Source organism: Halomonas sp. HL-93 (assembly GCF_900086985.1).
GTDB lineage: Bacteria > Pseudomonadota > Gammaproteobacteria > Pseudomonadales > Halomonadaceae > Vreelandella.
Map to the genome: position 1 here is coordinate 3,618,159 of NZ_LT593974.1, position 24,996 is coordinate 3,643,154.

The 24,996-nt window shown below is 56.9% G+C and carries 21 protein-coding genes and 2 tRNA genes; 9 read left to right on the forward strand and 14 right to left on the reverse strand.

All coding sequences use genetic code 11. The features are described 5' to 3' along the window. Nucleotide 1: 1 nt before the first annotated feature. The 9 genes from GA0071314_RS19645 (at nt 2) to GA0071314_RS16750 (ending at nt 10,831) form a co-directional block, all read left to right on the forward strand. On the forward strand, nt 2-178 hold the full coding sequence (locus tag GA0071314_RS19645; protein ID WP_027337667.1) for a hypothetical protein: 177 nt from the start codon (nt 2-4) through the stop codon (nt 176-178). Continuing rightward, a complete protein-coding gene (locus GA0071314_RS16715) occupies nt 168-3,101 on the forward strand; it encodes an ATP-binding protein (RefSeq protein WP_074397680.1) in 2,934 nt (977 codons plus the stop codon). The genes GA0071314_RS19645 and GA0071314_RS16715 overlap by 11 nt, the downstream gene beginning before the upstream one ends. Next, the gene (locus GA0071314_RS16720; protein WP_074397681.1) at nt 3,094-4,482 is read left to right on the forward strand and encodes a sigma-54-dependent transcriptional regulator; all 1,389 of its coding nucleotides are present in this window, start codon (nt 3,094-3,096) and stop codon (nt 4,480-4,482) included. The genes GA0071314_RS16715 and GA0071314_RS16720 overlap by 8 nt, the downstream gene beginning before the upstream one ends. An 833-nt stretch (nt 4,483-5,315) precedes the next feature. Further along, nucleotides 5,316-6,701: a polynucleotide adenylyltransferase PcnB gene (pcnB, locus tag GA0071314_RS16725; RefSeq protein ID WP_074397682.1), complete on the forward strand. Its 1,386-nt coding sequence runs from the start codon at nt 5,316-5,318 to the stop codon at nt 6,699-6,701. An 8-nt stretch (nt 6,702-6,709) separates the two neighbouring features. After that, complete coding sequence (gene folK / locus GA0071314_RS16730; RefSeq protein WP_074397683.1) at nt 6,710-7,216, forward strand: 2-amino-4-hydroxy-6-hydroxymethyldihydropteridine diphosphokinase; 507 nt, start codon at nt 6,710-6,712, stop codon at nt 7,214-7,216. 133 nt (nt 7,217-7,349) lie between these two features. Further along, nucleotides 7,350-8,141 carry a 3-methyl-2-oxobutanoate hydroxymethyltransferase gene (gene panB, locus GA0071314_RS16735; RefSeq protein WP_074397684.1) on the forward strand — a complete coding sequence of 264 codons (792 nt, stop codon included), beginning with the start codon at nt 7,350-7,352 and terminating at the stop codon, nt 8,139-8,141. Nucleotides 8,142-8,196: 55 nt separating this feature from the next. After that, entirely contained in the window at nt 8,197-9,063 is an 867-nt protein-coding gene (gene panC / locus GA0071314_RS16740; protein ID WP_074398576.1) for a pantoate--beta-alanine ligase, read from the forward strand. 27 nt (nt 9,064-9,090) lie between these two features. Then, nucleotides 9,091-9,471, forward strand: coding sequence for an aspartate 1-decarboxylase (gene panD, locus GA0071314_RS16745; protein WP_074397685.1), 381 nt, complete (start codon nt 9,091-9,093; stop codon nt 9,469-9,471). 181 nt (nt 9,472-9,652) lie between these two features. Next, nucleotides 9,653-10,831: an acetyl-CoA C-acetyltransferase gene (locus GA0071314_RS16750; protein WP_074397686.1), complete on the forward strand. Its 1,179-nt coding sequence runs from the start codon at nt 9,653-9,655 to the stop codon at nt 10,829-10,831. A gap of 73 nt (nt 10,832-10,904) precedes the next feature. Here the strand turns inward: GA0071314_RS16750 and GA0071314_RS16755 are convergent, their stop codons facing one another. The 14 genes from GA0071314_RS16755 to folP form a co-directional block, all read right to left on the reverse strand. Further along, nucleotides 10,905-12,074, reverse strand: a complete 1,170-nt coding sequence (locus GA0071314_RS16755) for an MFS transporter (RefSeq protein ID WP_074397687.1) — start codon at nt 12,072-12,074, stop codon at nt 10,905-10,907. A 79-nt stretch (nt 12,075-12,153) separates the two neighbouring features. Continuing rightward, nucleotides 12,154-14,322, reverse strand: a complete 2,169-nt coding sequence (gene pnp / locus GA0071314_RS16760) for a polyribonucleotide nucleotidyltransferase (RefSeq protein ID WP_074397688.1) — start codon at nt 14,320-14,322, stop codon at nt 12,154-12,156. A 140-nt stretch (nt 14,323-14,462) separates the two neighbouring features. Then, on the reverse strand, nt 14,463-14,732 hold the full coding sequence (gene rpsO, locus GA0071314_RS16765) for a 30S ribosomal protein S15 (RefSeq protein WP_074397689.1): 270 nt from the start codon (nt 14,730-14,732) through the stop codon (nt 14,463-14,465). 122 nt (nt 14,733-14,854) lie between these two features. Then, complete coding sequence (truB, locus tag GA0071314_RS16770; protein ID WP_074397690.1) at nt 14,855-15,778, reverse strand: tRNA pseudouridine(55) synthase TruB; 924 nt, start codon at nt 15,776-15,778, stop codon at nt 14,855-14,857. Next, on the reverse strand, nt 15,778-16,194 hold the full coding sequence (gene rbfA, locus GA0071314_RS16775; protein ID WP_074397691.1) for a 30S ribosome-binding factor RbfA: 417 nt from the start codon (nt 16,192-16,194) through the stop codon (nt 15,778-15,780). Before rbfA ends, truB begins: the two co-directional genes overlap by 1 nt. A gap of 17 nt (nt 16,195-16,211) precedes the next feature. Next, nucleotides 16,212-18,767, reverse strand: a complete 2,556-nt coding sequence (gene infB / locus GA0071314_RS16780; RefSeq protein WP_074397692.1) for a translation initiation factor IF-2 — start codon at nt 18,765-18,767, stop codon at nt 16,212-16,214. A 27-nt stretch (nt 18,768-18,794) separates the two neighbouring features. Then, complete coding sequence (nusA, locus tag GA0071314_RS16785) at nt 18,795-20,309, reverse strand: transcription termination factor NusA (protein ID WP_074397693.1); 1,515 nt, start codon at nt 20,307-20,309, stop codon at nt 18,795-18,797. Between the two features lie 72 nt (nt 20,310-20,381). Continuing rightward, nucleotides 20,382-20,843 carry a ribosome maturation factor RimP gene (rimP, locus tag GA0071314_RS16790; RefSeq protein WP_074397694.1) on the reverse strand — a complete coding sequence of 154 codons (462 nt, stop codon included), beginning with the start codon at nt 20,841-20,843 and terminating at the stop codon, nt 20,382-20,384. Between the two features lie 282 nt (nt 20,844-21,125). Next, nucleotides 21,126-21,202 (reverse strand) — tRNA-Met (locus GA0071314_RS16795). Between the two features lie 121 nt (nt 21,203-21,323). Further along, nucleotides 21,324-21,410, reverse strand: a tRNA-Leu gene (locus GA0071314_RS16800). Nucleotides 21,411-21,444: 34 nt separating this feature from the next. Then, nucleotides 21,445-21,804, reverse strand: coding sequence for a preprotein translocase subunit SecG (gene secG / locus GA0071314_RS16805; protein WP_074397695.1), 360 nt, complete (start codon nt 21,802-21,804; stop codon nt 21,445-21,447). 4 nt (nt 21,805-21,808) lie between these two features. Continuing rightward, on the reverse strand, nt 21,809-22,558 hold the full coding sequence (gene tpiA, locus GA0071314_RS16810; RefSeq protein ID WP_074397696.1) for a triose-phosphate isomerase: 750 nt from the start codon (nt 22,556-22,558) through the stop codon (nt 21,809-21,811). Nucleotides 22,559-22,638: 80 nt separating this feature from the next. Next, nucleotides 22,639-23,988, reverse strand: a complete 1,350-nt coding sequence (glmM, locus tag GA0071314_RS16815; RefSeq protein ID WP_074397697.1) for a phosphoglucosamine mutase — start codon at nt 23,986-23,988, stop codon at nt 22,639-22,641. Continuing rightward, nucleotides 23,985-24,902, reverse strand: a complete 918-nt coding sequence (gene folP, locus GA0071314_RS16820) for a dihydropteroate synthase (protein WP_074397698.1) — start codon at nt 24,900-24,902, stop codon at nt 23,985-23,987. The genes glmM and folP overlap by 4 nt, the downstream gene beginning before the upstream one ends. Nucleotides 24,903-24,996: the final 94 nt, after the last annotated feature.

A 24,996-nucleotide genomic window follows, 5' to 3' on the forward strand; every position in this document is an offset into this window, starting at 1 on the left:
CATGTACGTCTACCGCATCATGCTGTTTCTGGTGTTCGGCGGCTATCTGCTCTCACCCTTGTTGATGGACGGTTGGAGCGACCCGACTGTGGCCTGGTATCGTCCCTTTGTCATTTGGGGCGGGCTAATCGCCCTAACGCTATGGCTTGAGCAAAAAAGGAAATTAGATGAGCGTTGAGGTGCTCGGTGCGCTACTTCTGGGCTTGGGCTATCTCGCCCTGCTGCTCGGCTGCGCCATGGCGGTGGAACGCGGCTGGGTACCGCTGCATATCAGCCGCCACCCCGCCGTCTACACGCTAGCGCTCGGTGTTTATGCAAGCGCCTGGGCCATTTATGGCAGCGTAGAGTTAGCCGCTAACGTAGGGTTTGGGTATCTTGCCTATTACCTCGGCGCCGCCGGTGCGTTTCTGCTTGCACCCGTCCTGCTAGTCCCTATTCAGCGTATTACCCGAACGTACCAACTCGCCTCATTGGCGGATCTATTCGCCTTTCGTTTTCGCTCCCGTTGGGCGGGCACGCTGGTGACATTTGTCAGTCTGCTGGCGGTACTGCCGCTGCTGGGCATTCAAGTCAAAACCATGAGTGAGGCCTTCAATCTCTTTACTCAAAGCCAGGCGGGGCCCACTGTAGCGCTTTCGTTTTGCACGGCAATTGCCGCTTTAGCGGTGATGCTAGGGGCTCGCCACAGCCATGTTCATAGTCGACATAACAGCTTATTGAGCACCATCGCAATCGAGTCGATCGTGAAGTTGCTGGCGATGCTGGGGTTGGGCGCTGTGGCTCTGTGGCTGGTGTTCAGTGGCCCCGGTGATGTGCAGCAGTGGCTCGAAGGACCAGGCTATCTTGCCCAGGCGCAAACCGCGCGTTTTGACCCCGCCCAATGGCGCACCCTACTGCTGCTGTTCTTCGCCGCCGCCTTTATGATGCCGCACCTGTTTCATATTACCTTTGCAGAAAACCTGTCGCGACATACCCTGCTCCAGGCAAGCTGGACCCTGCCGCTATTTTTATTGCTGATGGCCTTGCCCGTCCCACTGATTTGGTGGGCCGCACAGTCCGTTAACGATGAGATACCCATGAGCGCCTACGCGGCCTATGCGTTAAGCGAGCACTGGTGGGTCGGGGCCTTGGCGTTTATTGGCGGTTTAGCCGCCGCCAGTGGCACCATGATGCTAATTGCCCTGGCGCTTTCCGGCATGGTGCTCAATCACATCGTACTCGTAGCGAGGCCACCCGAAGCGCGTAGCGACCTGTATGGGTGGCTATTGTGGCTACGCCGGGGGCTGGTGGTCGGGGTGATTATAAGCGGCTGGCTGTTTTACCAATGGATTGGCCGTCACCATCCGCTAACCAACCTGGGGCTGGCCGCCTTCGTGGGAATGGCGCAGTGTTTGCCAGGCATGCTAGCGCTGCTCTACTGGCCGGGAGCCAATCGCAAAGGCATGGTGACCGGTCTGATTGGTGGCATTGCCGTCTGGCTATGGTGGCTATGGCTCCCCCTTGTGGCAGGCTATGCGCCCCCGGCCTTACCCTTAACGCCGCTAACGCCCGCTGACGCCCCCGCCTGGTATGGTGTCACGCTGCTTTCTTTGTCGCTTAACATCCTATTATTGATTGTCGTGTCGCTGTTTACGCGCACGTCTGAAGGCGAAAAATCCGCTGCCGAAGCCTGCTCCGTCGATGCGGTAATCCGCTCAAAACGTTTACCGCTGGAAGCCGCCACGGCAGGTGACTTCTCAGCACACCTAGCCCAGGCGCTGGGGGATGATGCCGCCCGCCGTGAAGTCGACCGCGCCCTCAAGGCGCTCAACCTGACGCCCCAGGAGCGTCGCCCCTACGCGCTACGCCGCCTACGCGACCGTATCCAGGCAAATCTTTCGGGGTTAATGGGACCCTCGGTGGCGCGCGACATCGTCGACCGCTACCTGCCCTACCGCCACGACGATGCACCGATTACCGACGACATTCATTTTGTGGAAAGCCGCCTGGAAGCCTATCGATCGAGGCTTACGGGGCTTGCGCGAGAGCTTGACGGCCTGCGCCGTCACCACCGTCAAACGCTTGCCTATCTACCCGTCGGGCTTTGCGTCCTCGGGGACGACGACGAGCTGGTAATGTGGAATCAGGCGCTTTCACAGCTTTCCGGCATCAGCGGCGAAAGTGTCATTGGCTCGCGGCGGGATAGTCTTCCCGATCCCTGGCCCAAACTGCTGGGGAGCGTACTTAGCGAAGGCTCTTCACCACTGTATAAGCAAGCGGTGCAGCTACACGGTAAGGACTACTTTCTAACACTTCACATAGCAGTACTCAGCGGTCATGACAGCCGCGGCGGTAGCGTCATCCTGGTGGAAGACCATACCGAGATGAAATGGCTGGAAGATGAGCTCGTCCACGCCGCCCGCTTAGCCTCTATTGGCCAACTGGCCGCAGGCGTCGCCCATGAGATTGGCAACCCGATTACCGGCATTTCATCGCTGGCGCAAAACCTGCGCTATGACACCCAGGACCCTGCCTTACTAGAGACCGCGGACCATATTCAGCAGTTGACCCAGCGTGTCACCAAAATCGTCAATTCGTTGGTCGGTTTTGCGCATGCGGGAGGCCCCACGCCTGCGCTACCCAGCTCGCCGGTTACCCTTAAATCGATCACAGACGATGCCTTACACTTGATCCACCTCGCCCGCTCGGGCGAGGATGTGACATTCACCAATGCCTGCGCAGAAGCGCTTGTGGTGCAAGGTGATGCCCAGCGCTTAACCCAGGTGATGGTTAATTTGCTGAGCAATGCGCGAGATGCTTGCGCACCAACAGGCACCGTGTACATATCAGCAGGTGAGCAGGCGGGCCAAGCGTGGTGGTGCGTTACCGACGACGGCCAAGGCATTGACCCAACGATTCGTGATCACTTATTTGAGCCGTTTACTACCACGAAAGCGGCAGGTGAAGGCACTGGACTGGGATTATCACTGGCGTATCAAATTATCAATGAGCACCAAGGTAGAATAGAGGTGGCTTCGCCACCGCCCGGAGCGTCTCGCGGCACGGCCATTATCCTCTGGCTACCGCTTTACCAACAGGATGATCAGCCGACCCATGTCTAGGATTCTGATTGTTGAAGACGAAGCAATTATTCGCAGCGCACTTAAGCGTTTGCTTGAGCGCCACGACTATGAAGTCTGTGAAGCGAGCAGTGCTGAAGAAGCATCTCAGTTCGAACTGCCTGGCTTTGACCTCATCATCAGCGACCTGCGCCTGCCAGGCGAGCCAGGTACCAGCCTGATCCAAGCGGCTGCCCCGGCCCCCGTTCTGATCATGACGAGCTATGCCAGCATGCGCTCAGCCGTCGACTCTCTCAAACAGGGCGCCGTGGATTACGTGGCCAAACCCTTTGACCACGCGGAATTATTAGAGACCGTCGCGCGAATTCTGCATCAGCAGTCGATGCAGCACAGTGCACCGCCCGACATCACCGATGGAGGGGGCGGGCGCCAAACCATGATTGGCAACTGCACCGCGATGCAACTGGTGTATACGCGTATTCGTAAAACCGCCCCGGCCGACGTCACGGTGCTGATTCTGGGCGAATCCGGCACCGGCAAAGAACTCGTGGCCCGGGCCATTCACCAACAAAGCAAACGGGCCAAGGCCCCACTGATTTGCGTCAACTGCGCTGCTATTCCCGAAACGCTGATTGAATCGGAGCTATTTGGTCACGAGAAAGGCGCTTTTACCGGCGCAAGCGCTGCCCGCACCGGGCTGGTGGAAGCCGCCGATGGCGGCACATTATTTCTGGACGAAATCGGCGAGCTGCCTCTCGACGCTCAAGCGCGACTGCTACGTGTGTTGCAGGAAGGCGAAATCCGTAAAATCGGCTCAGTGGAAACCCGCCATGTGGATGTCCGCCTGATCGCTGCGACCCACCGCGACTTGCGCGCCCTCTCCAAAAGCGGTGATTTCCGGCTGGACCTGTATTACCGCCTAAACGTCATGCAAATAGAGCTGCCGCCGCTGCGCGAGCGTGAAGACGACGTGCTGGAAATTGCCGATATTTTGCTCGACAAAGCCTGCCAGCGCCACGAACGCCCTGGGCTACGTTTATCCCGAGCCGCGCGCCAGGAATTGCGCGACTACCCCTGGCCAGGCAACGTGCGCGAATTGGAAAATGCCCTTGAACGAGGCGTGATCCTGGCCGAAGGCCATTTGATTCACCCCGATGACCTAGGGCTTGCGCCTGCGCTCAACCGTCCGCTAACGCCAGTAAGTGCCGCTCCGACGCTAAGTAACCCAGACGCCACTCAACCCAGCGCCGAGGAGGATGACCTTTCGCTGGAAGACTATTTTCAACACTTTGTTCTTGAGCACCAGGATCAAATGAGCGAAACCGAGCTGGCGCAAAAACTCGGAATTAGTCGCAAAAATTTATGGGAAAGACGCCAACGGCTGGGTATACCGCGCAAGAAGACGGCGCGGCGCCCCCACTAGCCACGCCCACCACCGGGCCTACAACTAACGTCTAATACACTGATTTATCTAACAAATATCCACACCCCTCGCTACCCACACATTGTTACCTTCCCACACACCCAGGCGCGCAAGCAGCCAAAAAACAGGTAACACTTTTAGGCTGCAATAGTTCCTCGGCATACGCGTAAAATGTTAAGCCACTGAAATTCATAATTTATCAAACGGCTGGCACGGCGAGTGCAGTATATCTGGGTAAGAAAAACAAACTGGGCATCGCGGTGAGTCGCTAACAAAAACAACATGACATCGCCCAAACCTGAGCCACAACAAAAACAACAGGGCCAGGCAGAGATAACGGTACTAACAAAAACAACTGGCCTGTATCTCGTTACTTGCTTGCGCTAAGCAGAATAAGCGCTTTGAACAATAATAAAATCAGGCAAGTGCCCAAAAAGGACGCGACGTACACCAAGAGATCTGCGCCCCAACAAAAACAATAGCAGTGAGTGTGTACACCCCGGACCCAACAACAACTCACCGGGGGGAGAAAAGTTCGCGGTTGGATTATTGTTTTGAATACGAGGCGGTCGGAATCCACGTGATTGCCACGCCTACCGACTGCGGTGCGTATTCAGGGCGATGTGCCATCATGAAGAAAAATAGCAGCAACGGAAGCTGATTGTCCGCTTTATAGGGGAGGCCCTCTTAGCCTCCCCTTTCCGTGTTTGGCTACTATGTAAACGACACAATCCACTCGAGACTTTGCAAGCATCAAGGGGTCGGCTACACTCAGCGACTTATCGCTTACGTCATGGCCAATTTTTCGATATCCTGCGAGTCGATACCGTCGCATGTTCAAAGGATTAACCCGTTTATTACACAGCCCGGGAGAGCAATTGAACCCCCTGCTCGAACCCCAACAAAGCGCGTCAAGCGTGCTTAGCCCCCGCGTAATTCCTCGCTCCGAGCACCCTGTTTCTCGCAAGCAGATCAGTGACTCTGCCTTAAAAGTGCTCTATCGCCTTAACGGCGCGGGGTTTGATGCTTACCTGGTAGGCGGCTGCATTCGTGATGCCTTGTTGGGCAAAATACCCAAAGATTTTGACGTTGCCACCAATGCAACCCCAGAGCAGGTTCGCGACCTTTTCCGCAATTCACGCATGATTGGTCGGCGTTTTCGCATCGTCCATGTGCGTTTTGGCCGTGAAGTCATCGAAGTCACCACTTTCCGCGGTAAGCCTCAAGACGAGCATGGCGACCATATCGCCCATCAGTCCGACGACGGCCTCCTGCTGCGTGATAACGTATGGGGCAATATCGAAGAAGATGCCCTACGGCGCGACTTCACGGTCAATGCGCTGTATTACAATATCGCCGACTTCACCATCCACGACTTCGCCAACGGCGCTCAGGACATTGACTCGCGGACACTGCGTTTGATCGGTGACCCGACCACCCGCTACCGGGAAGACCCGGTGCGCATGCTGCGTGCCGTGCGTTTCGCCGCCAAGCTTGGCTTCACCATCGAAGCTGAGACCGAAGCGCCCATGTATGACCTGGCGCCGCTGTTGCTTAGTATTCCCCCGGCACGACTGTTTGATGAAGCGCTCAAGCTGTTTATGTCTGGCCATGGGCTGGTGACCTTCAGAATGCTGAGCCACTATGGGTTGTTTGGCATGCTGTTTCCAGAAGCCGAAGAAGCCATGGCCGATGCCGCCTGGGCGGAAGAGCTCATTGAGCAGGCGCTGGCCAATACCGATAAACGCATTGCTGAAGAGCGCCCCGTTACCCCAGCTTTCCTGCTGGCGGCATTTTTGTGGGCCCCCGTTGTTCACCGCCAGGCAGAACTCGAGAGCGAAGGCATGCCGGCTATTCCCGCGCTGCAAGCTGCCGCACAGCAAGTCGTCACACGGCAGCTTCAACACATATCCATTCCTAAACGTTTCGGCATGCCGATGCGCGACATTTGGGAACTGCAGGGGCGTTTACCCCTTCGCCGTGGCAAAAAAGCGTTCCAAACCCGCGAACACCCACGCTTCCGCGCCGCTTATGATTTGCTGTTGCTGCGCGAGCAGGCAGGGGAAATTCCGAGCGGCTTGGGCGACTGGTGGGACGCCTTCCAGAAAGGCGACGAACACGATCAACGTCGGTTGTTACAAAAGGTAGGGGGCGATCCCGCCAGTCAAGGCGACCGTCGCCGTAAGCGGCGTCGCAAACCGCGCAAAAGCGAAGAGTGAAACGTCGCATGTCGCTTGCTTATATCGGCCTGGGGAGCAATCTGGATAACCCCGTGGCACAGGTCAGGCAAGCGCTGGACGAACTCGCCCGGCTTCCGCTAAGCCAACGACATGGCACTTCATCACTTTACGCCACCCCTCCCCTAGGCCCCCAAGACCAACCTGATTTTATTAACGCGGTGGCGGCGCTTGAAACGTCTTTGTCCCCCCTTGCGCTGCTCGATCAACTTCAAGCGCTGGAACAGCGTCATCGCCGCCAAAGACGACGCCACTGGGGGCCGCGCACGCTCGACTTGGACTTGCTGCTTTACGATCAGCAAACGCTCGACTTGTCTCGCCTGCGGTTACCTCATTTGCATATGCACGAACGTGGCTTTGTCCTTGTACCGTTGCACGAGTTGGCCCCACACATAATGCTTCACCAGCGGCCGCTTAACGATTGGTTAACCGATCTTGACACCTCAGCGATACGACGCCTAGCGGATACCGACGTTACGCCAGTTGCTACCATCTGACACAAATCTCGACACCGAGCCTGCATTCAGGTAACAATTACCGGTTACGCCACTCAGCGTCCGCCGCAAGGCGGCGTTATAATGGCCGAACGCCGATGCCGCGTCGGCCTCACGTAAAATATGAGAGCACGCCATGAAAACCGTCACCCTGAGCACGCTGCAAGCGCACAAGCGCGCTGGCGAAACGTTCAGTTGCCTGACCGCTTACGATGCCTCCTTTGCCCACGCCGCCAGCCACGCAGGGATCGATGTGTTGTTGGTAGGCGATTCACTGGGCATGGTCTTGCAGGGGCATAACAGCACCCTACCGGTGACTATTGACGACATCTGCTATCACACCCGCTGCACGGTTCGTGGCAAAGGCCATAGCCTGCTGATGGTCGATCTGCCGTTCATGAGCAACGCGACCACCGAGCGCATGCTGGATGATGCGGCCGCTTTGATGCGCGCCGGTGCCGAGCTAGTCAAAGTGGAAGGCGAAGCCTGGATGGCCGACGGCATCCGTGAACTGACTCGCCGTGGCGTACCGGTATGTGCGCATTTAGGCCTAACCCCCCAAACGGTTTATCAGCTTGGCGGCTACAAGGTGCAGGGCCGGGAAGCCGCCCAGGCCGAGAAGATCATCAACGACGCAAAAGTGCTCGTTGAGGCAGGCGCGTCGGTCATTCTGCTGGAATGTGTGCCCGCAAGCCTGGGTAAAGCAGTGACCGAGGCCCTCGACGTGCCGGTGATCGGCATTGGCGCAGGCCCCGACACCGACGGCCAGATCCTTGTGATGCACGACATACTCGGTGTTACTCATGGCCGCACACCACGCTTTGTGAAAAACTTCTTGGCCGACGCTGATAGTATCCAGTCAGCGTTTCAGCGCTATCACGAAGCGGTCAAAAACCGGACCTTTCCCGCGCAAGAGCACTGCTTTTAGGCATTGAAACCTAACCGTGCTTTACCGTGACGCCTGTAACGACGACAAACTTCCTATGCGTACTTTGCGAGACATTCACGACCTGCGCCACACCTTGCATGGGCACCGCCTGCGTGATCAACGGATTGCCCTGGTACCTACCATGGGTAACCTTCATGCCGGCCACCTTGCTCTGGTGGAAAGCGCCCGACAGCAGGCCGATGTAGTGGTTGCCAGCCTGTTCGTTAACCCGATGCAATTTGGCCCTGATGAAGACCTGGACGCCTATCCACGCACCTTCGAGGCTGATCAAGCACAGCTAACCGAGGCGGGCTGCGATATCCTGTTCGCCCCCACAGTCAGCGCGCTGTATCCCAACGGTTTAACCGCCCAAACCCGTGTGCATGTGCCCGAGATGGGGGAAGGACTGTGTGGCGGCTCCCGCCCTGGCCACTTTGACGGCGTTTCTACCGTGGTCAGCATGCTTTTCAATCTAGTGCAGCCCGACATCGCGTGTTTTGGTCAAAAGGACTATCAGCAGCTCGCAGTTATTCGCAAGCTGGTCAGTGACCTGCATATGCCCATCGAAATTATTGGCGTGCCCATTGTGCGCGCCAAGGATGGCCTCGCGCTGTCTTCGCGTAACGGCTATTTAAGTCAGCAGGAGCGAGCGATTGCCCCGGCGCTGTACCGTACGCTTTGCGAGTTACGCGATGCATTAGAGCGCGGCGAATCCATCGAGCGGGTACTACACCAAGGCCAAACGGCCCTGTATGATGCTGGCTTTAAACCCGATTATCTTGAGCTACGTGACACCATGCTTGGCCCAGTGGCCAACACAACACGCCATGCTGTGCTGCTAGCCGCCGCCAAACTCGGACCTGCTCGGCTTATCGACAACCTCAGCGTGCAGCTGCCAGCTGTGACTGACACTAGCCACTGAGGCTAGTTTTGTTATTTAGGAGTTCCCATGCATACGATTATGCTTAAAGCCAAGCTGCATATGGCTCGCGTGACCCACGCAGTACTCAACTACGAAGGTTCCTGCGCCATCGACGGCGAGCTGCTGGATATGGCAGGCATCCGTGAGAACGAGCAAATCCAGATTTATAACGTCGAGAACGGCGAACGCTTTACCACCTACGCCATTCGCGGTGAAGAAGGCTCCAGGTTGATTTCCATTAACGGCGCTGCTGCGCACCTCGCCGCCCCAGGGCATCGCATCATTATTTGCAGCTACGCCCACTATGCCGAAGCTGAACTTGACAACCACCAGCCCGCCCTGGTGTATCTACAGGAAGGCAATCACGTTAGCCACACCAGCAACGCGATTCCTGTCCAGCTCGCCTAAGACACGCTAGCAAGAATATGATCAGGAACGGGCCATTAAGTGGCCCGTTTTTATTTGGTTCAAAAAGCGTATTGCCGCCAAGCGCCCCCTTCCCCTATGCTGAAAGAATAATGACTACAACAACGCTAAACACAAACGCTGGCATTTCCCCGTCGGCGTTTCCTAGACCAGGAGTCATGTTATGCAAGAAGTGGTGATTGTTGCGGCTCGCCGCACGGCTGTAGGCGCTTTCGGAGGTTCTCTCGCAGGCATTCCAGCGAGCGACCTAGGCGCCCTGGTGATCAAGGATATCCTCGCCTCCACCGGCGTATCTCCCGATCAAGTTGACGAAGTACTGCTGGGCCAGGTGCTCACCGCGGGCGTTGGCCAAAATCCGGCCCGCCAGGCGTCGATCAAGGCGGGCCTCCCCGAAGCAGTTCCAGCCATGACCATCAACAAAGTTTGCGGCTCGGGTCTGAAAGCACTGCATCTGGCCACTCAGGCCATTCGCTGTGGCGATGCCGAACTGATTCTGGCCGGCGGCCAGGAAAATATGTCTGCCTCGCCACACGTACTCCCCAACTCCCGCAACGGTCAGCGCATGGGCGATTGGAAAGCGATCGACTCCATGGTGCACGACGGCCTTTGGGACGCTTTCAACAACTATCATATGGGCATTACCGCCGAGAACTTAGCCGAGAAGTACGGCATCACCCGCGAAGCCATGGATGAATTTGCCGCCGCGTCACAGCAAAAAGCCGCAGCGGCCATTAAGGAGGGCAAATTCAAAAGCCAGATCGTGCCGGTGGAAGTCCCACAGCGTAAAGGTGATCCGCTGGTGTTCGATACCGACGAAAACCCACGCGAAGTCACCGCGGAGAAGCTCGGTGGCATGCGCCCCGCCTTTAAGAAAGACGGTACGGTTACCGCCGGTAACGCCTCGGCGCTCAACGACGGCGCAGCGGTGGTGATGATCTGCTCGGCAGAAAAGGCCAAGCAGCTTGGCCTTGAACCACTGGCGCGCATTGCCGCCTACGCCAACGCTGGCGTTGACCCGGCGATCATGGGTATCGGCCCAGCACCGGCCACTCGTCGGTGTCTGGAAAAAGCCGGCTGGAGCCTGGACGATCTTGACCTCGTCGAAGCCAACGAAGCGTTTGCCGCCCAGGCACTCTCGGTCAATAAAGAGCTCGGCTGGGATGTCAGCAAGGTCAACGTAAACGGCGGCGCCATTGCCCTTGGCCACCCAATTGGCGCATCAGGTTGCCGTGTGTTCGTGACGCTACTGCACGAAATGATCGCCCGCGATTCGAAGAAAGGCTTAGCCACACTGTGTATCGGCGGCGGCCAGGGCGTTGCACTGGCCATTGAGCGCCCTTAACGGCAGCAAGTAGTTCGCTACATCGTCTTGTCCAAAAACATGCCCCCGCCATTGGCGGGGCATTTTTCACCGCTTAGCGGTGCTTCTCTCCCACAATCCGCGACGGCGTTCGCCACACTAACAGCGTACCCAGTAAAAACAGCCCTGAAGCAGCCCACATGGTAATGGGCAGGCTCGTGCCATCGACAATGCGGCCGCCCACCATGGCGCCAAAGCCAATCGACAAATTGAACATAAACGCCATCAGTGCAGTAGCCGCTTCGGTATTGGGCGCTGTGCGCAATATCCAGGTTTGGATACTTACCGAGACGCTGCCGAAAACGGCTCCCCACACCATGAGCAGCATCACACCACTGCTTGGTTGAACCCCCAACAGCGGGAAGGCGGCCACAACGATAAACAGCAGGCTAGGAATGGCCAACACCGCACGATAGGGGTGACGCCCAGCGAACATCCCCGCTGCGATGTTGCCCAAGATGCCCGCCGCTCCATAAAGCAGCAGCAAGCTGCCCACATGGCGCTGAGCAATACCGCTGATGTCCTGCAACACAGGGCTGATAAAGGTATAGGCCGCGAAGTGCCCCACCACCACGAAGCCGGTGGTCATCACCGCGACCCGGACGCCACGATTGCTGAACTGCTGTGCTAGTACTCGTAGGCGCACGGGTTCCCTGGGCGGCAAGGGGGGCAGCCAATACCAAAGCGCGATAGCCGTTAACAGGCTTAATCCACCCAATGCCCCAAAGGCGACCCGCCAGCTGCTAAATTCACCCAGCAGCGTGCCTAATGGCACCCCGAGCACCGACGCGGCGGCGACACCGCCAAAGATCACGGTCATCGCTTTGGATACTTGAGCCTCTGGCACCAAGCGCGGCGCAATACTGCCTGCAACCGCCCAGAAGCCCCCGATGCTGATACCTATCAGCACCCGCGACGCCAGCAGCAACATAAAGTTGCTCGCCAACGCCGATAGCACGCTGCCGACTACCATCAGGACCATCAATAGCGCCAACATCACGCGCCTATCCAGGCGCCCCACCGCGACAGGTAACAGCGGGGCTGAAAAGGCCGCGACCACGCCCGGCACGGTGACCATTAAACCAGCCATGCCTGGCGTAACGCCCATGGAGGTTGCTACCTGAGACAGCAGACCAATCGGTAACTGCTCGGCCGTCACCAGCAAAAAAATACCCATCATCACCGCAATCACTGCCCACCAGCGCGGCGTTTGCTTTTGCTGCATAGAGCCTCCCTGCTACCCAAACAACACCGCCCTCGCAGCCAGAAGCAACGAGGGCGGTACCAGAAACCGAGGTGGCGATTTAGATCGTCGTGTCGGTTTCCGCTTCTTGCGCTGCAAAAGCGGCTTTCTCTTCTTCGGTGATTTCTTTCATCGACAGCTTCACGCGGTTGCGGTTGTCAATGTCGAGCACCTTCACAATCACATCATCGCCTTCGTTCAAGAAGTCACGGACGTTGTTAACGCGCTCCTGAATAATCTGCGAGATATGCACCAGACCATCGGTGCCGGGCATGATATTGACGAAGGCGCCAAAGTCAGCAATGCGTACCACTTTACCCATGTATAGCTTGCCAATTTCCGCTTCGGCGGTAATTGCCAGAACGGTATCGATGGCTTTTTTAGCGGCGGCTTTATCTTCTGCGTAGATACGCACGGTACCGTCATCATCCAGATCGATAGACGCGCCGGTGTCTTCGCAGATTTTGCGAATGGTGGCACCGCCTTTACCGATCACGTCGCGAATCTTGTCCGGATCGATTTTGATGGTTGCCATGGACGGCGCGTTTTCAGAGACTTCGGTACGACTTTGGGCAATCACGGCATTCATCTGCTCAAGGATGCCCAAGCGTGCTGCGTGGGCCTGCTGTAGCGCCGTTTCCATGATTTCTTCGTTGATGCCTTCGATCTTGATGTCCATCTGCAGGGCAGTCACACCCTCGCCAGAGCCGGCAACTTTGAAGTCCATATCACCCAAGTGGTCTTCATCACCCAGGATATCGGTCAATACGGCGTAACCGTCTTCATCTTTGACCAACCCCATGGCAATACCTGCCACTGGGGCTTTCAGCGGTACACCGGCGTCCATTAACGCAAGCGACGAGCCACACACCGAGGCCATCGAGCTTGAGCCGTTCGACTCGGTAATTTCCGACACCACGCGGATGGTATAGGGGAATACATCTTCAGAAGGCAGCATGGCCTGAACACCACGACGCGCTAAACGACCGTGGCCGATTTCACGGCGCTTTGGACCGCCCATAAAGCCCGCTTCGCCCACGCTGTACGGAGGGAAGTTGTAGTGCAGCATAAAGCGGTCTTTACGCTCGCCTTCCAGCGACTCAATCAGCTGCGAATCGCGTAGCGTACCCAAGGTGGCGATGGCGATGGCCTGAGTCTCGCCGCGAGTAAAAACCGCGGAGCCGTGGGTTTTGGGCAGGCTACCTACCTCAATGTCCAGCGGACGCACCGTGGTATTGTCGCGGCCATCAATACGCGGCTCACCTTTGACTACGCGAGAACGGACCACACGCTTTTCAAGACCCGCAAACGCGCCTTTTACGTCATCTTTGCTGAACTTGCCTTCAGCCTCTTCGCCCTCGGCTGCCGCTAGCTGAGCGACGGCCTCGTCTTTCAGGACTGACAGCGCGTCCTGACGCACCATTTTATCGGTAATGCGGTAGGCATCGCCGACTTTCGCTTCAAAGGCATCCGCCATGGCCGCTTTCAGCGCCACGTTTTCTTCCGGCGGCTGCCAATCCCAGCGCGGTTTGCCGGCTTCAGCCACTAATTCGTTGATCGCGCTGATTGCCACCTGCATTTCTTGGTGGCCAAACAGTACGGCGCCCAGCATTTCGTCTTCGAGTAGCTCTTGCGCTTCTGACTCCACCATCAACACGGCTTTTTCCGTGCCGGCGACCACCATATCCAGTTCAGAGGTGGTCAACTCTTCAACAGTGGGGTTCAAGAAGTAGCCTTGCTCTTCGTTAAAGCCAACCCGGGCACAACCAATCGGGCCGCTAAACGGTACGCCAGAAATCGATAGCGCCGCTGAGGTACCCAGCATCGCTGCGATATCCGGATCGTGATTGCGATCGGTTGAGAGAACGGTACAGATCACCTGCACTTCGTTCATAAAGCCCTTAGGAAACAGCGGGCGGATCGGGCGGTCGATCAAACGCGAGGTTAGCGTTTCTTTCTCGGTCGGGCGGCCTTCACGTTTGAAGAAACCGCCAGGAATCTTACCGACCGCGTAGGTCTTCTCTTGGTAATGAACCGAGAGCGGGAAAAAGGGTTGATTGGGGTTCGCTTCTTTCTTTGCCACTACCGTACATAGGACCACGGTGTCATCCATGGTCACCATTACGGCACCGGTGGCCTGGCGAGCGATGCGCCCAGTTTCTAGCGTGACGGTGCTGCGACCGTATTGGAACGTTTTTTTTACCGGATTCACGGCGACTTCCTTTAACATTAATAGCTACTTGTCTTTTCGTATGGGTCGTTTGGACTCGCCCCCATTCTAGGCGTTGCCGGGCGATAGGGCTACCAGAAACAAAAAAACGGGCAGCTCGCAAGGAGCTGCCCGTTTCATCAATCTTCGCCAACAATAACTTAGCGGCGTAGACCTAGACGCTGAATCAGGGACTGATAGCGTTCGAAATCTTTACGCTTCAGGTAATCCAGCAGCTTACGACGCTGGTTTACCATACGGATCAGACCACGACGCGAGTGGTGATCCTGCTTGTTGGTCTTGAAGTGGTCCTGCAGGCCGTTGATATTGGCGCTCAGCAGGGCGACCTGCACTTCAGGTGATCCGGTGTCGCTCTCGCCGCGGCCGTATTCGTTGACGATTTCGGCCTTCTTTTCAGCGGTTAATGCCATCTGTCTCTCCAGTAAGCAATATGCCTAACAATGAATGGGTGAGACCACGCATATTTGCAGTCTCAAGTTGCTATATTTCACGTACAATTTTCGCGCAGATCGCTGCATCCTTGCAACATTTCTCACGAGATAGCGACGGTACTTAACAGCCGCTTAGGTGCCACTTCCTGGCTACCTTTCACTACGCCAAGGCCGACAAACGACTCGGCGTAATAAAGTCTTGCCAATGCATCGGGAGGAATCGATTCCCCCATTGCCACATTGGCCGATTGGCCATGAGCAAGACGCCCATAAGCCGATTCATCTAACGAAAGCGATGGCAAATGATCCACCAGTACATCAACCGGCATTAGCTCGGCTTCCCGAGCGGCCTGATCAGCTAATGCTTCAAGCGCCTCTAGCGTCCACATCGCGTCACTATCAAAAGGCCCTGTCTTCAGCCTTCTCAGTTGGCTAATGTGACCACCACAGCCCAGCGCGTTGCCAATGTCTTCGGCTAAGGTGCGGATATAGGTGCCTTTGCTGCAGCTGACTTCCAACTCAAACGCGGAGCCTTCAAATGACAGCAGGCGCGCATCATACACGCTTACCCGCCGTGCTGCACGTTCAACCTGTTTACCCTCGCGGGCGAGTTCGTAGAGTTTTTTGCCCTGATGCTTCAACGCCGAGTACATCGGCGGCACCTGGTCGATCTCGCCGCGAAAGCCGGATAACACAGTTTCAACATCATCAGCCGTTAGGCTCGGCACATCGCGTTGTTCAATGACCGCGCCTTCCGCATCGCCGGTGTCGGTGATCACACCCAACTCAACTCGGGTGCGATACACTTTGTCAGCTTCCAGCAGGTGCGATGAAAACTTGGTAGCCTCCCCCAGGCAAATAGGCAGTAGGCCCGTCGCCATAGGGTCCAGGGTACCGGTGTGACCCGCTTTTTGCGCCTCGAAAAGACGCCGCACCCGTTGCAAGGCATGGTTGCTGGAAAGACCTTTCGGCTTGTCCAGCAAGACAATACCATTTACCGGCAAGCCGCGACGGCGACGGGCCATTAGCGGGTCTCCTCACCTGGCTCATCAGTGCCTTCGTCGTCGTCCTGCTCCTGACGGGCTCGATCGGTTGACACCGCTTCTTCAATCAACGATGAAAGGTGTTGGCCGCGCACCACGCTCTCATCGAAGTGAAAGCGAAGTTCGGGCACGTGGCGCAGTTTAATACGCTTGGCAATTTGGCTTCTCAAGAAACCGGCGGCCCGTTTCAGCACCTGCAGATTTTCCTTGATACGCTCGGGATCCTGCTCACCCAGTAAGGTGACATAGATATCGGCGTAGCCAAGATCACGACTTACGGTAGCACCGCTAACCGTCACCATGCCCAAACGCGGGTCTTTCACTTCGCGCTGGATCAGTACCGCCAGCTCCTTCTGGAGCTGGTCTGCCACTCGGTCGGTACGCTTAAATTCACGCATGGTTGCTCCTCGCAGCCTTAGAGGCTGCGCTCGACCTTCATCTGGTCAAAGACTTCGATCTTGTCGCCGACCTGAACATCGTTGTAGTTCTTCACGCCAATGCCGCACTCAACGCCGTTACGCACTTCCTGAACGTCATCCTTGAAGCGGCGCAGCGATTCGAGCTCACCTTCGTAAATCACCACGTCATCGCGTAATACACGAATCTTTTTATTACGATGCACGTTGCCTTCAATCACCATACAACCGGCGATCGCACCAATCTTCGGCGCACGGAAGACGTCGCGTACTTCGGCCACGCCCACGATCTCTTCTTTCCACTCAGGCGCAAGCATACCGCTCATTGCCTGCTTGACCTCGTCGATCAACTGGTAGATGACGCTGTAGTAGCGCAGATCCAGCCCTTCGCGCTCGATGATCTCGCGAGCGGCGGCATCGGCACGTACGTTAAAGCCGACCACGATGGCTTCAGACGCCAGCGCCAAGTTTGCGTCGGTACCGGTGATGCCGCCAACGCCGGAAGAAACAACGGCTACTTTCACTTCTTCAGTGGAAAGCTCTTCCAAGGCGCCTCTGATCGCTTCCAGCGAGCCTTGTACGTCGGCTTTCAGCACGATGTTGACCTTGGCGACTTCGTCTTGGCCCATCTGGCTGAACATGTTCTCCAGTTTGGCCTTCTGCTGACGCGCCAGGCGCACTTCGCGGTACTTGCCCTGACGGAAGTTGGCCACTTCGCGGGCTTTCTTCTCGTCGGCAACGACCATAAAGTCGTCACCGGCATCCGGCGTACCGTCAAGGCCCTGGATTTCAACCGGCATGGCTGGCCCAACCTCATCGACCTGTTGGGCCAACTCGTTGGTCAGCGCACGTACGCGGCCATAGTGCAGACCGGCCAGGACGATATCACCTTTCTTAAGCGTGCCGTTCTGGACCAATACGGTGGCCACCGGGCCACGACCTTTATCGAGCCGCGACTCCACCACCACGCCTTTACCTGGCGCAGACGGGACCGCTTTAAGCTCAAGTACTTCAGAGACTAATTGGATTGCTTCCAACAGCTCTTCAATACCGTCGCCGGTTTTGGCAGAAACATGAACAAACTGGGTGTCGCCGCCCCATTCTTCTGAAATCACGCCATGCTGCGAGAGTTCATTGCGAATGCGGTCAAAGTCGGCACCATCCTTATCGATCTTGTTAACCGCCACCACCATGGGTACTTCGGCGGCCTTGGAGTGCTCGATCGCCTCGATGGTTTGCGGCATCACGCCGTCATCCGCGGCAACCACCAGGATAACCACGTCGGTCGCTTTGGCACCGCGGGCACGCATGGCGGTAAACGCCGCGTGGCCCGGGGTGTCGAGGAAGGTGACGCCACCGTGGTTATCTTCAACGTGGTAAGCACCGATGTGCTGGGTAATACCACCCGCTTCGCCCGTCGCCACTTTGGCGCGACGAATATAGTCCAGTAGTGACGTTTTACCGTGGTCAACGTGACCCATGACGGTCACTACCGGTGAACGGGTGATTTCTTCGCCTTCGTAGGAGATGCCTTCGAGCATTTCCGTTTCCAGCGCATCATCTTTCACCAGTTTGACCTTGTGGCCCATCTCTTCCACTACAATCGCCGCAGTATCCTGGTCGATCGTTTGGTTGATGGTCACAGCGGCGCCCATGTTAAACATGGCCTTGATCACTTCGTTGGCCTTGATCGACATCTTGTCGGCCAACTCCGCCACGCTGATCGACTCGGGGATCGAGACTTCACGCACAATAGGCTGCGTCGGTTTCTGGAAAGCATGCTTGCCGTTACCGCTTTGGTTGCCTCCACGGCGACCACCACGACGCTGTTCAGCACGCTTGACCTTCTTACCGCCACCGCCTCGCTTACGCTCTTCGCGATCGCCACGATCTTCATCGTCACGGCGGCCTTTGTTCTTAGCCGCTGTTTTCTTAGGCGGCGCCGTACGACGGTCTGTGCGGCCCTCTTTCGGCGGCGCAGGCGGCATATCATCGGCAGTCGGTGTGTCGTCGATTTGAAGCTCTGGCACTTCAACATCGGCAACATCAGGTGCCTTAGGTGGCGCTGTTTTTTCAGCTTGCTCGGCTTCTTTACGAGCGGCTTCTTCAGCGGCTTTGGCTTTCTCGGCAGCCTCGGCAGCCGCTTTTTCTTCCGCTTCGCGTGCCTTGCTTTGGGCTTCGGCTTGAGCCATGTCGCCCACTAGCTGACGCGGGCCAGCGTGCTTGGGCTCCGGGGCTTTTGGCTTGTCTTCCTCTTCAGCGCGCTTGACGTATGTTTTCTTCTTGCGCACCTGAACTTCGATGGTTTTGCCACGCTCACCGGTTTTAATACGGCTACGGGTTTTGCGCGTCAGGGTAATGCGACTTTTGCCTGCTTCGCTTTCATCGCCACCGTGACTTTTCTTCAGGAAGTTAAGCAAGGTACGCTTATCTTCTTCCGATACCGCATCGTTTTCCGAGGCGTGCTGCAAACCCGCTTCTTTCATCTGCTCTAGTAGGCGGGGCACATCACGGCCCACCTTTACTGCGAAATCTTTAACTGTCATATCTGACATATTGACCCTCCTCAGCCCGTGACCTGTTTACTGTGTGTTCGAATCCGACGCGTCATCGTCTTCAAACCAGGGCGCACGGGCAGTCATGATCAGTGCCGCTGCGCGCGCTTCGTCCAACTCCTCGATATCGACCAGATCGTCGACAGACTGCTCGGCGAGATCTTCCATGGTGACAATGCCGCGGCTGGCGAGAATGAAGGCCAAGTGGCGCTCCATACCATCCATCTCCAGCAGATCTGCTGCTGGTTGGGCACCGTCTAGCGCTTCTTCCGAGGCAATCGCCATCGTCAGTAGCTCGTCTTTCGCACGTGCACGCAGTTCCTCCACTAGATCTTCATCGAACTCTTCGATTTCGAGCATTTCTTCTAGCGGCACGTAGGCAACTTCTTCTAGGGTGGTAAAGCCCTCATCCACCAACAGCCGAGCAACATCGTCGTCGACCTGTAAGTGGTGTACGAAGGAGTCGACCAAACTATCAATTTCTTGGTCGCGCTTGGCTTCCGCTTCGTCTTCGGTCATGACGTTGATACGCCAGCCGGTGAGATCAGAGGCCAAGCGCACGTTCTGACCACTACGGCCGATTGCCTGGGCCAGATTATCCTGGGCAACGGCAACGTCCATGGCATGGGCATCTTCGTCGACAAGGATAGACGCCACATCCGCTGGCGCCATGGCATTAATCACCAACTGGGCTGGATTGTCGTCCCACAGCACGATATCGACACGCTCATTTTGCAGCTCTGTCGACACTGCCTGAACCCTTGAGCCACGCATGCCTACGCAGGCACCTACCGGGTCAATGCGACGGTCGTTAGTTTTCACGGCAATTTTAGCTCGTGAGCCGGGGTCCCGTGCGGCCCCTTTTATTTCAATCAACTGCTCGGCGATTTCCGGCACTTCAATTTTGAAGAGTTCGATAATCAGTTCGGGACAAGTACGTGACAGCTGAAGTTGAGCACCGCGGGCGTCTGGATCAACCTTGACCAGCAGCGCGCGAACGCGCTCGTTCATACGATAGCGCTCGCCATGGATCATTTCGTTGCGGGGCAGAAACGCTTCTGCGTTATCGCCTAAATCAATGATCAAACCGTCCCGCGTGGTCTTCTTCACAATGCCAGCGACCAGTTCGCCTTCACGGTCGGCATATTGACGCACGACTTCAGCTCGCTCAGCCTCGCGAACTTTTTGCACGATGACTTGCTTGGCTGTTTGCGCTGCAATACGGCCAAACACGGCGTTTTCAATTTTCTGCTCGACCACGTCACCCAGCTTGAGCGGCGGATCGCGCTGTTCAGCGATCGTTTCTTTAATTTCGTAATCCGGCGTTTCGAACTCGTCGTCCTCTACCACTGTCCAGTAGCGGAACGTCTCGTAGTCACCGGTGCGACGGTCGATATGTACCCGCACGCTGGCTTCTTGATTATCAAAACGCTTGCGTGACGCGCTCGCAAGAGCGGCTTCAACCGCTTCGAAAATAACGTCGCGGGGAACACCTTTTTCATTAGAGATCGCGTCAACGACCATTAAAATTTCTTTACTCATGCGTTTGCCTCGCCAGAAAACCTGTCCTTATGTGCATCGCGCCAGCTACCTGCCGACCGCCACGCCACCCGGTTAATCGTCGAACTGCGGTACGATCTGCGCAGAATCAATGCCCTCAATGGGAAAACAGTATTCCTCACCATCCATCTGTAGCAGGATTTCGTCGCCTTCGACACCGGCCAGCAGCCCTTGAAACTTACGCCGCCCGTCGAATGGGGCGCGCAGTTTGAGCGCAACATGGTGCCCTTGAAAACGAGTAAAATGATCCAGGGTATACAGTGGACGCGCCATACCCGGCGAAGACACTTCTAATCGATACTCACCTGGGATGGGATCTTCGACATCCAGTATCGCGCTGACTTGGCGGCTAATGTCGGCGCAGTCTTCAACACTTACGCCGCTGTCACGCTCGATATAAATCACTAATCGCGAGTGCTTACCCTGAGAGAGATGGTCGACCCCCCACAGCTCAAAGCCCATGGCAGCGACGACAGGTTCGATCAGCGCGTGCAGCGCCGCATGTTTTGTGGCCACAGACAATGCTCCTATAGCCGTTGCATCAGGCACCTGGCCAGGAGACATATAAAAAGCTAGGTGGCTGATTGGCGTTACCCGGAAATGTGCCTCCGGCAAGCCGATGGGCATCCGCCCTTGAGACACGCTTGTTAACGAAAAGCTGCTAACAAAAAGCCCCTTCACAGGAAGGGGCTTTTCGAAAGAAACCTGTTACACGATCATGGCGCTAAGCAATGGGAAAGCCCCTTAACGACACCTCTTACTGCATGAAGCGCTCGCATCTTGCTTATCACCAGAAAGTGGTAGCGGGGACCGGATTTGAACCGATGACCTTCGGGTTATGAGCCCGACGAGCTACCAGACTGCTCCACCCCGCATCAATCTAGGTCGCAGATAATAGACGCTTAAGCTTATTTCGTCAAGCTGTCTTTTATCTTTGCACGCTTCAAACATGAAGCGCTTATTACGTCTGGGGAACTGGCGAACCAGCACAACAGATGGTGCCGAAGGCGGGACTTGAACCCGCACGACCGTAAGGTCACTACCCCCTCAAGATAGCGTGTCTACCAATTCCACCACTTCGGCATCGGGGGAGGCTCGAGAAAGCAAGATCAATCAGTTACTCGCTGCTTTCCTCTAGCACTGGCGCGGTATTATCCCCACTTTCCTCGCTTTCGTCAAGCGCTGGCGCACTTTGCTGCTGCTCAATAAGGTTTGCATCGGGAATACCCTCTTCCGGTGCTTGCCCCGCCTGAGTGGCAAAATATGCCAGCGCCATAGAGGTAACAAAAAAGCCAGCGGCGAGAATGGCCGTGAAGCGCGACAGAAAGTTACCGCTACCGCGCGAGCCAAATACCGTTTGCGACGCGCCGCCGCCAAAGGCGGCCCCTGCATCGGCACCTTTACCCTGCTGAAGCAGGATGAGCACTACCAGGGCGATCGCAATCACCACATGGACCATAAGAATTGCAACTTGCATGGCGTTATCCTGCTGACTGACAAATGGCGTAAAAATCGTCGGTTTTGAGCGAAGCACCGCCCACTAAACCGCCGTCGATGTCCGGCTGCGCGAGAAGCTCAGCCGCGTTGTTTGCATTCATGCTGCCGCCGTAAAGCAGTTTGAGCTGCTCGGCAAGCGAGGTATCAAACGAAGCCTGGTAAGCACGAATGCCTGCCATGACTTCCTGGGCCTGTTCGGGCGTGGCGGTACGTCCCGTCCCGATGGCCCATACCGGCTCATAGGCGATGACCACTTCGCTGCGCTGCGCTGTCTCCAGGCGCGCCATGACATGGCCCACCTGGCGCAGCACCACGTCCATGGTATGACCCGCATCGCGCTCTTCCAGGGTCTCCCCCACGCACAGGATCGGTGTAAGCCCCACTTCAAGTGCGGCCATCAGCCGTTCAAAAACCTGCTCATCGGTTTCCCGATAAAGCTGACGACGCTCTGAGTGGCCGACAAGTACGTACGCCACTTCAAACTCTTTGAGCATGCGACCGCTTACCTCGCCGGTGTGCGCCCCTGAGTGCAGCGGATTGAGCGTCTGCGCACCGAGCCGTAGCGGGGTATTCTTGAAGGCATGGCGCGCCGCATCCAGATAGGGAAACGGCGGGATCACGACCATATCGATGTTAGTCGGCAGCTTCGCTGCTGCAAATGCCTTGCCGAACGCTTCAACCAGTGCCGCCGAACCGTTCATCTTCCAGTTACCGGCGATTAAGGGCCTACGCATGGACTCTCCTCACTCAAGGTGGAGCGAAATGGTATAGGAGCGGACTTGTCAAGACAACCGCTGTTGTCAGCACGATCTTACTATTCGAGCAACGCTTTCACTTGCTCGGCCAACCGATTTGCCAACTGATCCACATCAAGATGCGCGCGCCCTTCCACCATAACGCGAATCAATGGCTCGGTGCCCGACGGTCTGAGCAGCACGCGCCCTTCGTCACCAAGCTCGCCTTCTAGCGCTTTCACCGCCTGCTGAAGCGGTTCAGATGCCATTACTTCCCTGGCATTAGCGCCTGCAGGCAATCTGACATTGACCAGCGACTGAGGGACTTTCTCCAACCCTCTTAGCAACATAGGCAACGGCTGCTGCTCACGCATCATCAAGGCGAGCACCTGCAGCGCTGAGACGATACCATCACCGGTGGTTTGCACGTGGCTACACACAATATGGCCCGATGATTCACCACCCAGTTCCCACTGATTAGCCGCCATGCGCTCCATCACAAAGCGATCGCCCACCTTGGCGCGCTCAAACGGAATACCCATCTTTTCCAGCGCCATCGCCAGGCCAAAGTTACTCATGAGCGTACCCACTACGCCCCCACCCAGCAGACCACGTGCGTGACGGTCCCGCGCGATCAGGTAAAGAATATCGTCACCGTCGACCTCACGACCTTCGGAGTCGACTAGTAATACGCGATCACCATCGCCGTCAAACGCAATCCCCAGGTCGGCGCCCTGCTGAATCACCGCCGCGCGCAATGCCGCCGGGTGAGTCGACCCCACCTGTTGATTAATATTCAGACCATCGGGCGAGCCGCCGATAACGCTGACCTCGGCGCCCAGCTCACGAAACACACTCGGCGCTATATGGTAGGTGGCGCCATGGGCGCAGTCGAGCACGATGGTCAAGCCATGCAGGCTCAGGCGATCGGGCAACGTCGATTTACAAAACTCAATATAACGGCCAGCTGCGTCATCAATGCGCATGGCTTTACCCAATTGGGCGGCATCCGCGGTCGTCAACGGCGCTTCCAGCATGGTCTCGATGCGGTCTTCAACTTCATCCGGTAGCTTTTTACCCTCTGCCGAAAAAAACTTGATGCCGTTGTCCTCAAAGGGATTATGCGAGGCCGAAATCACAATGCCGGCGTCAGCCCGAAAGGTGCGCGTCAAATAGGCGATCCCTGGAGTAGGCATCGGACCCAATAGCGCCACATCGGCTCCCGCCGCCGATAGCCCCGCTTCCAATGCTGACTCGAACATATAACCTGAGATACGCGTATCTTTACCAATCAACACCCGGGTACGGCCTTTTTCACGGCGTAACACCTGACCCGCTGCCCACCCCAACTTGAGCATAAAATCGGCGGTGATCGGCGACTGGCCGACCGTTCCGCGAATACCATCGGTGCCAAAATAGCGTCTTGTCATACGTTATTCTCCTTGTTGGTAGAGGCCTCACAGCCTTCCTGCCGTACAGCCCACGCCATATTGACAGCGTCAACCGTTGGCCCCACATCATGGACGCGCACGATGCTCGCCCCGCGCTCAACCGCCATGGCAGCCAGCGCAAGTCCTCCCGGCAGCCGCTCCTCAACAGAGCGGCCTAACACCTTACCAATCATGCTTTTTCGCGACATACCCACCAGCACTGGCAACGTCAACGACTGAAGGGCGTCCATACGATTAAGCAAGCGCAAATTATGCTCGACCGTTTTACCAAAGCCAAACCCTGGATCCACGAGCAAACGATGGCGGCGCAAGCCTGCGGCTTCGCACTCGGCAACTCGGGCCGCCAGGTAGTCGACCACCACCTCTTCAATAGGTTTATCGTAGGCAGGCGCCTGCTGCATATGCTGAGGCTCGCCCTGGCGATGCATCAAACATACCGGCAGGCCGCTTGCCGTGGCGGCGGCCAGCGCCCCTTCACGCTCGAGCGAACGCACGTCATTGATCATGCCCGCCCCCAGACTGCTTGCTTCACGCATCACCGCCGGGCAACTGGTATCCACCGAGACCAGTGCGTCGAGTTCGCGCACCAGGACTTCAATCACCGGGGCGACGCGGTCAAGCTCCTGCTGCTCGGCGACCGGCGACGCCCCGGGGCGCGTCGACTCACCGCCCACATCGATGATGGAAGCGCCTTCCGCGATCATCTGCTCCGCACGCCGAAGCGCATCGTCGACGGCCACGTGCTGGCCGCCGTCCGAAAAGGAGTCAGGGGTTACGTTCAAAACGCCCATAACCCGGGGAAAGGATAGATCGAGCAAGTGGCGCCCGCAGCGAAGCTGCGCAGAGGTCGGGGTCACCGGAGCCGAAGGGGTAGGACGTGCGGTAAAAGTCATGCTGTCGCCTGGTCGAAAAAACGTATTGTATTGTCGCCGCACAGCATAACAAAAAGGCGTCCCTTTTGGGGACGCCTTAACGTTACCGGACGAG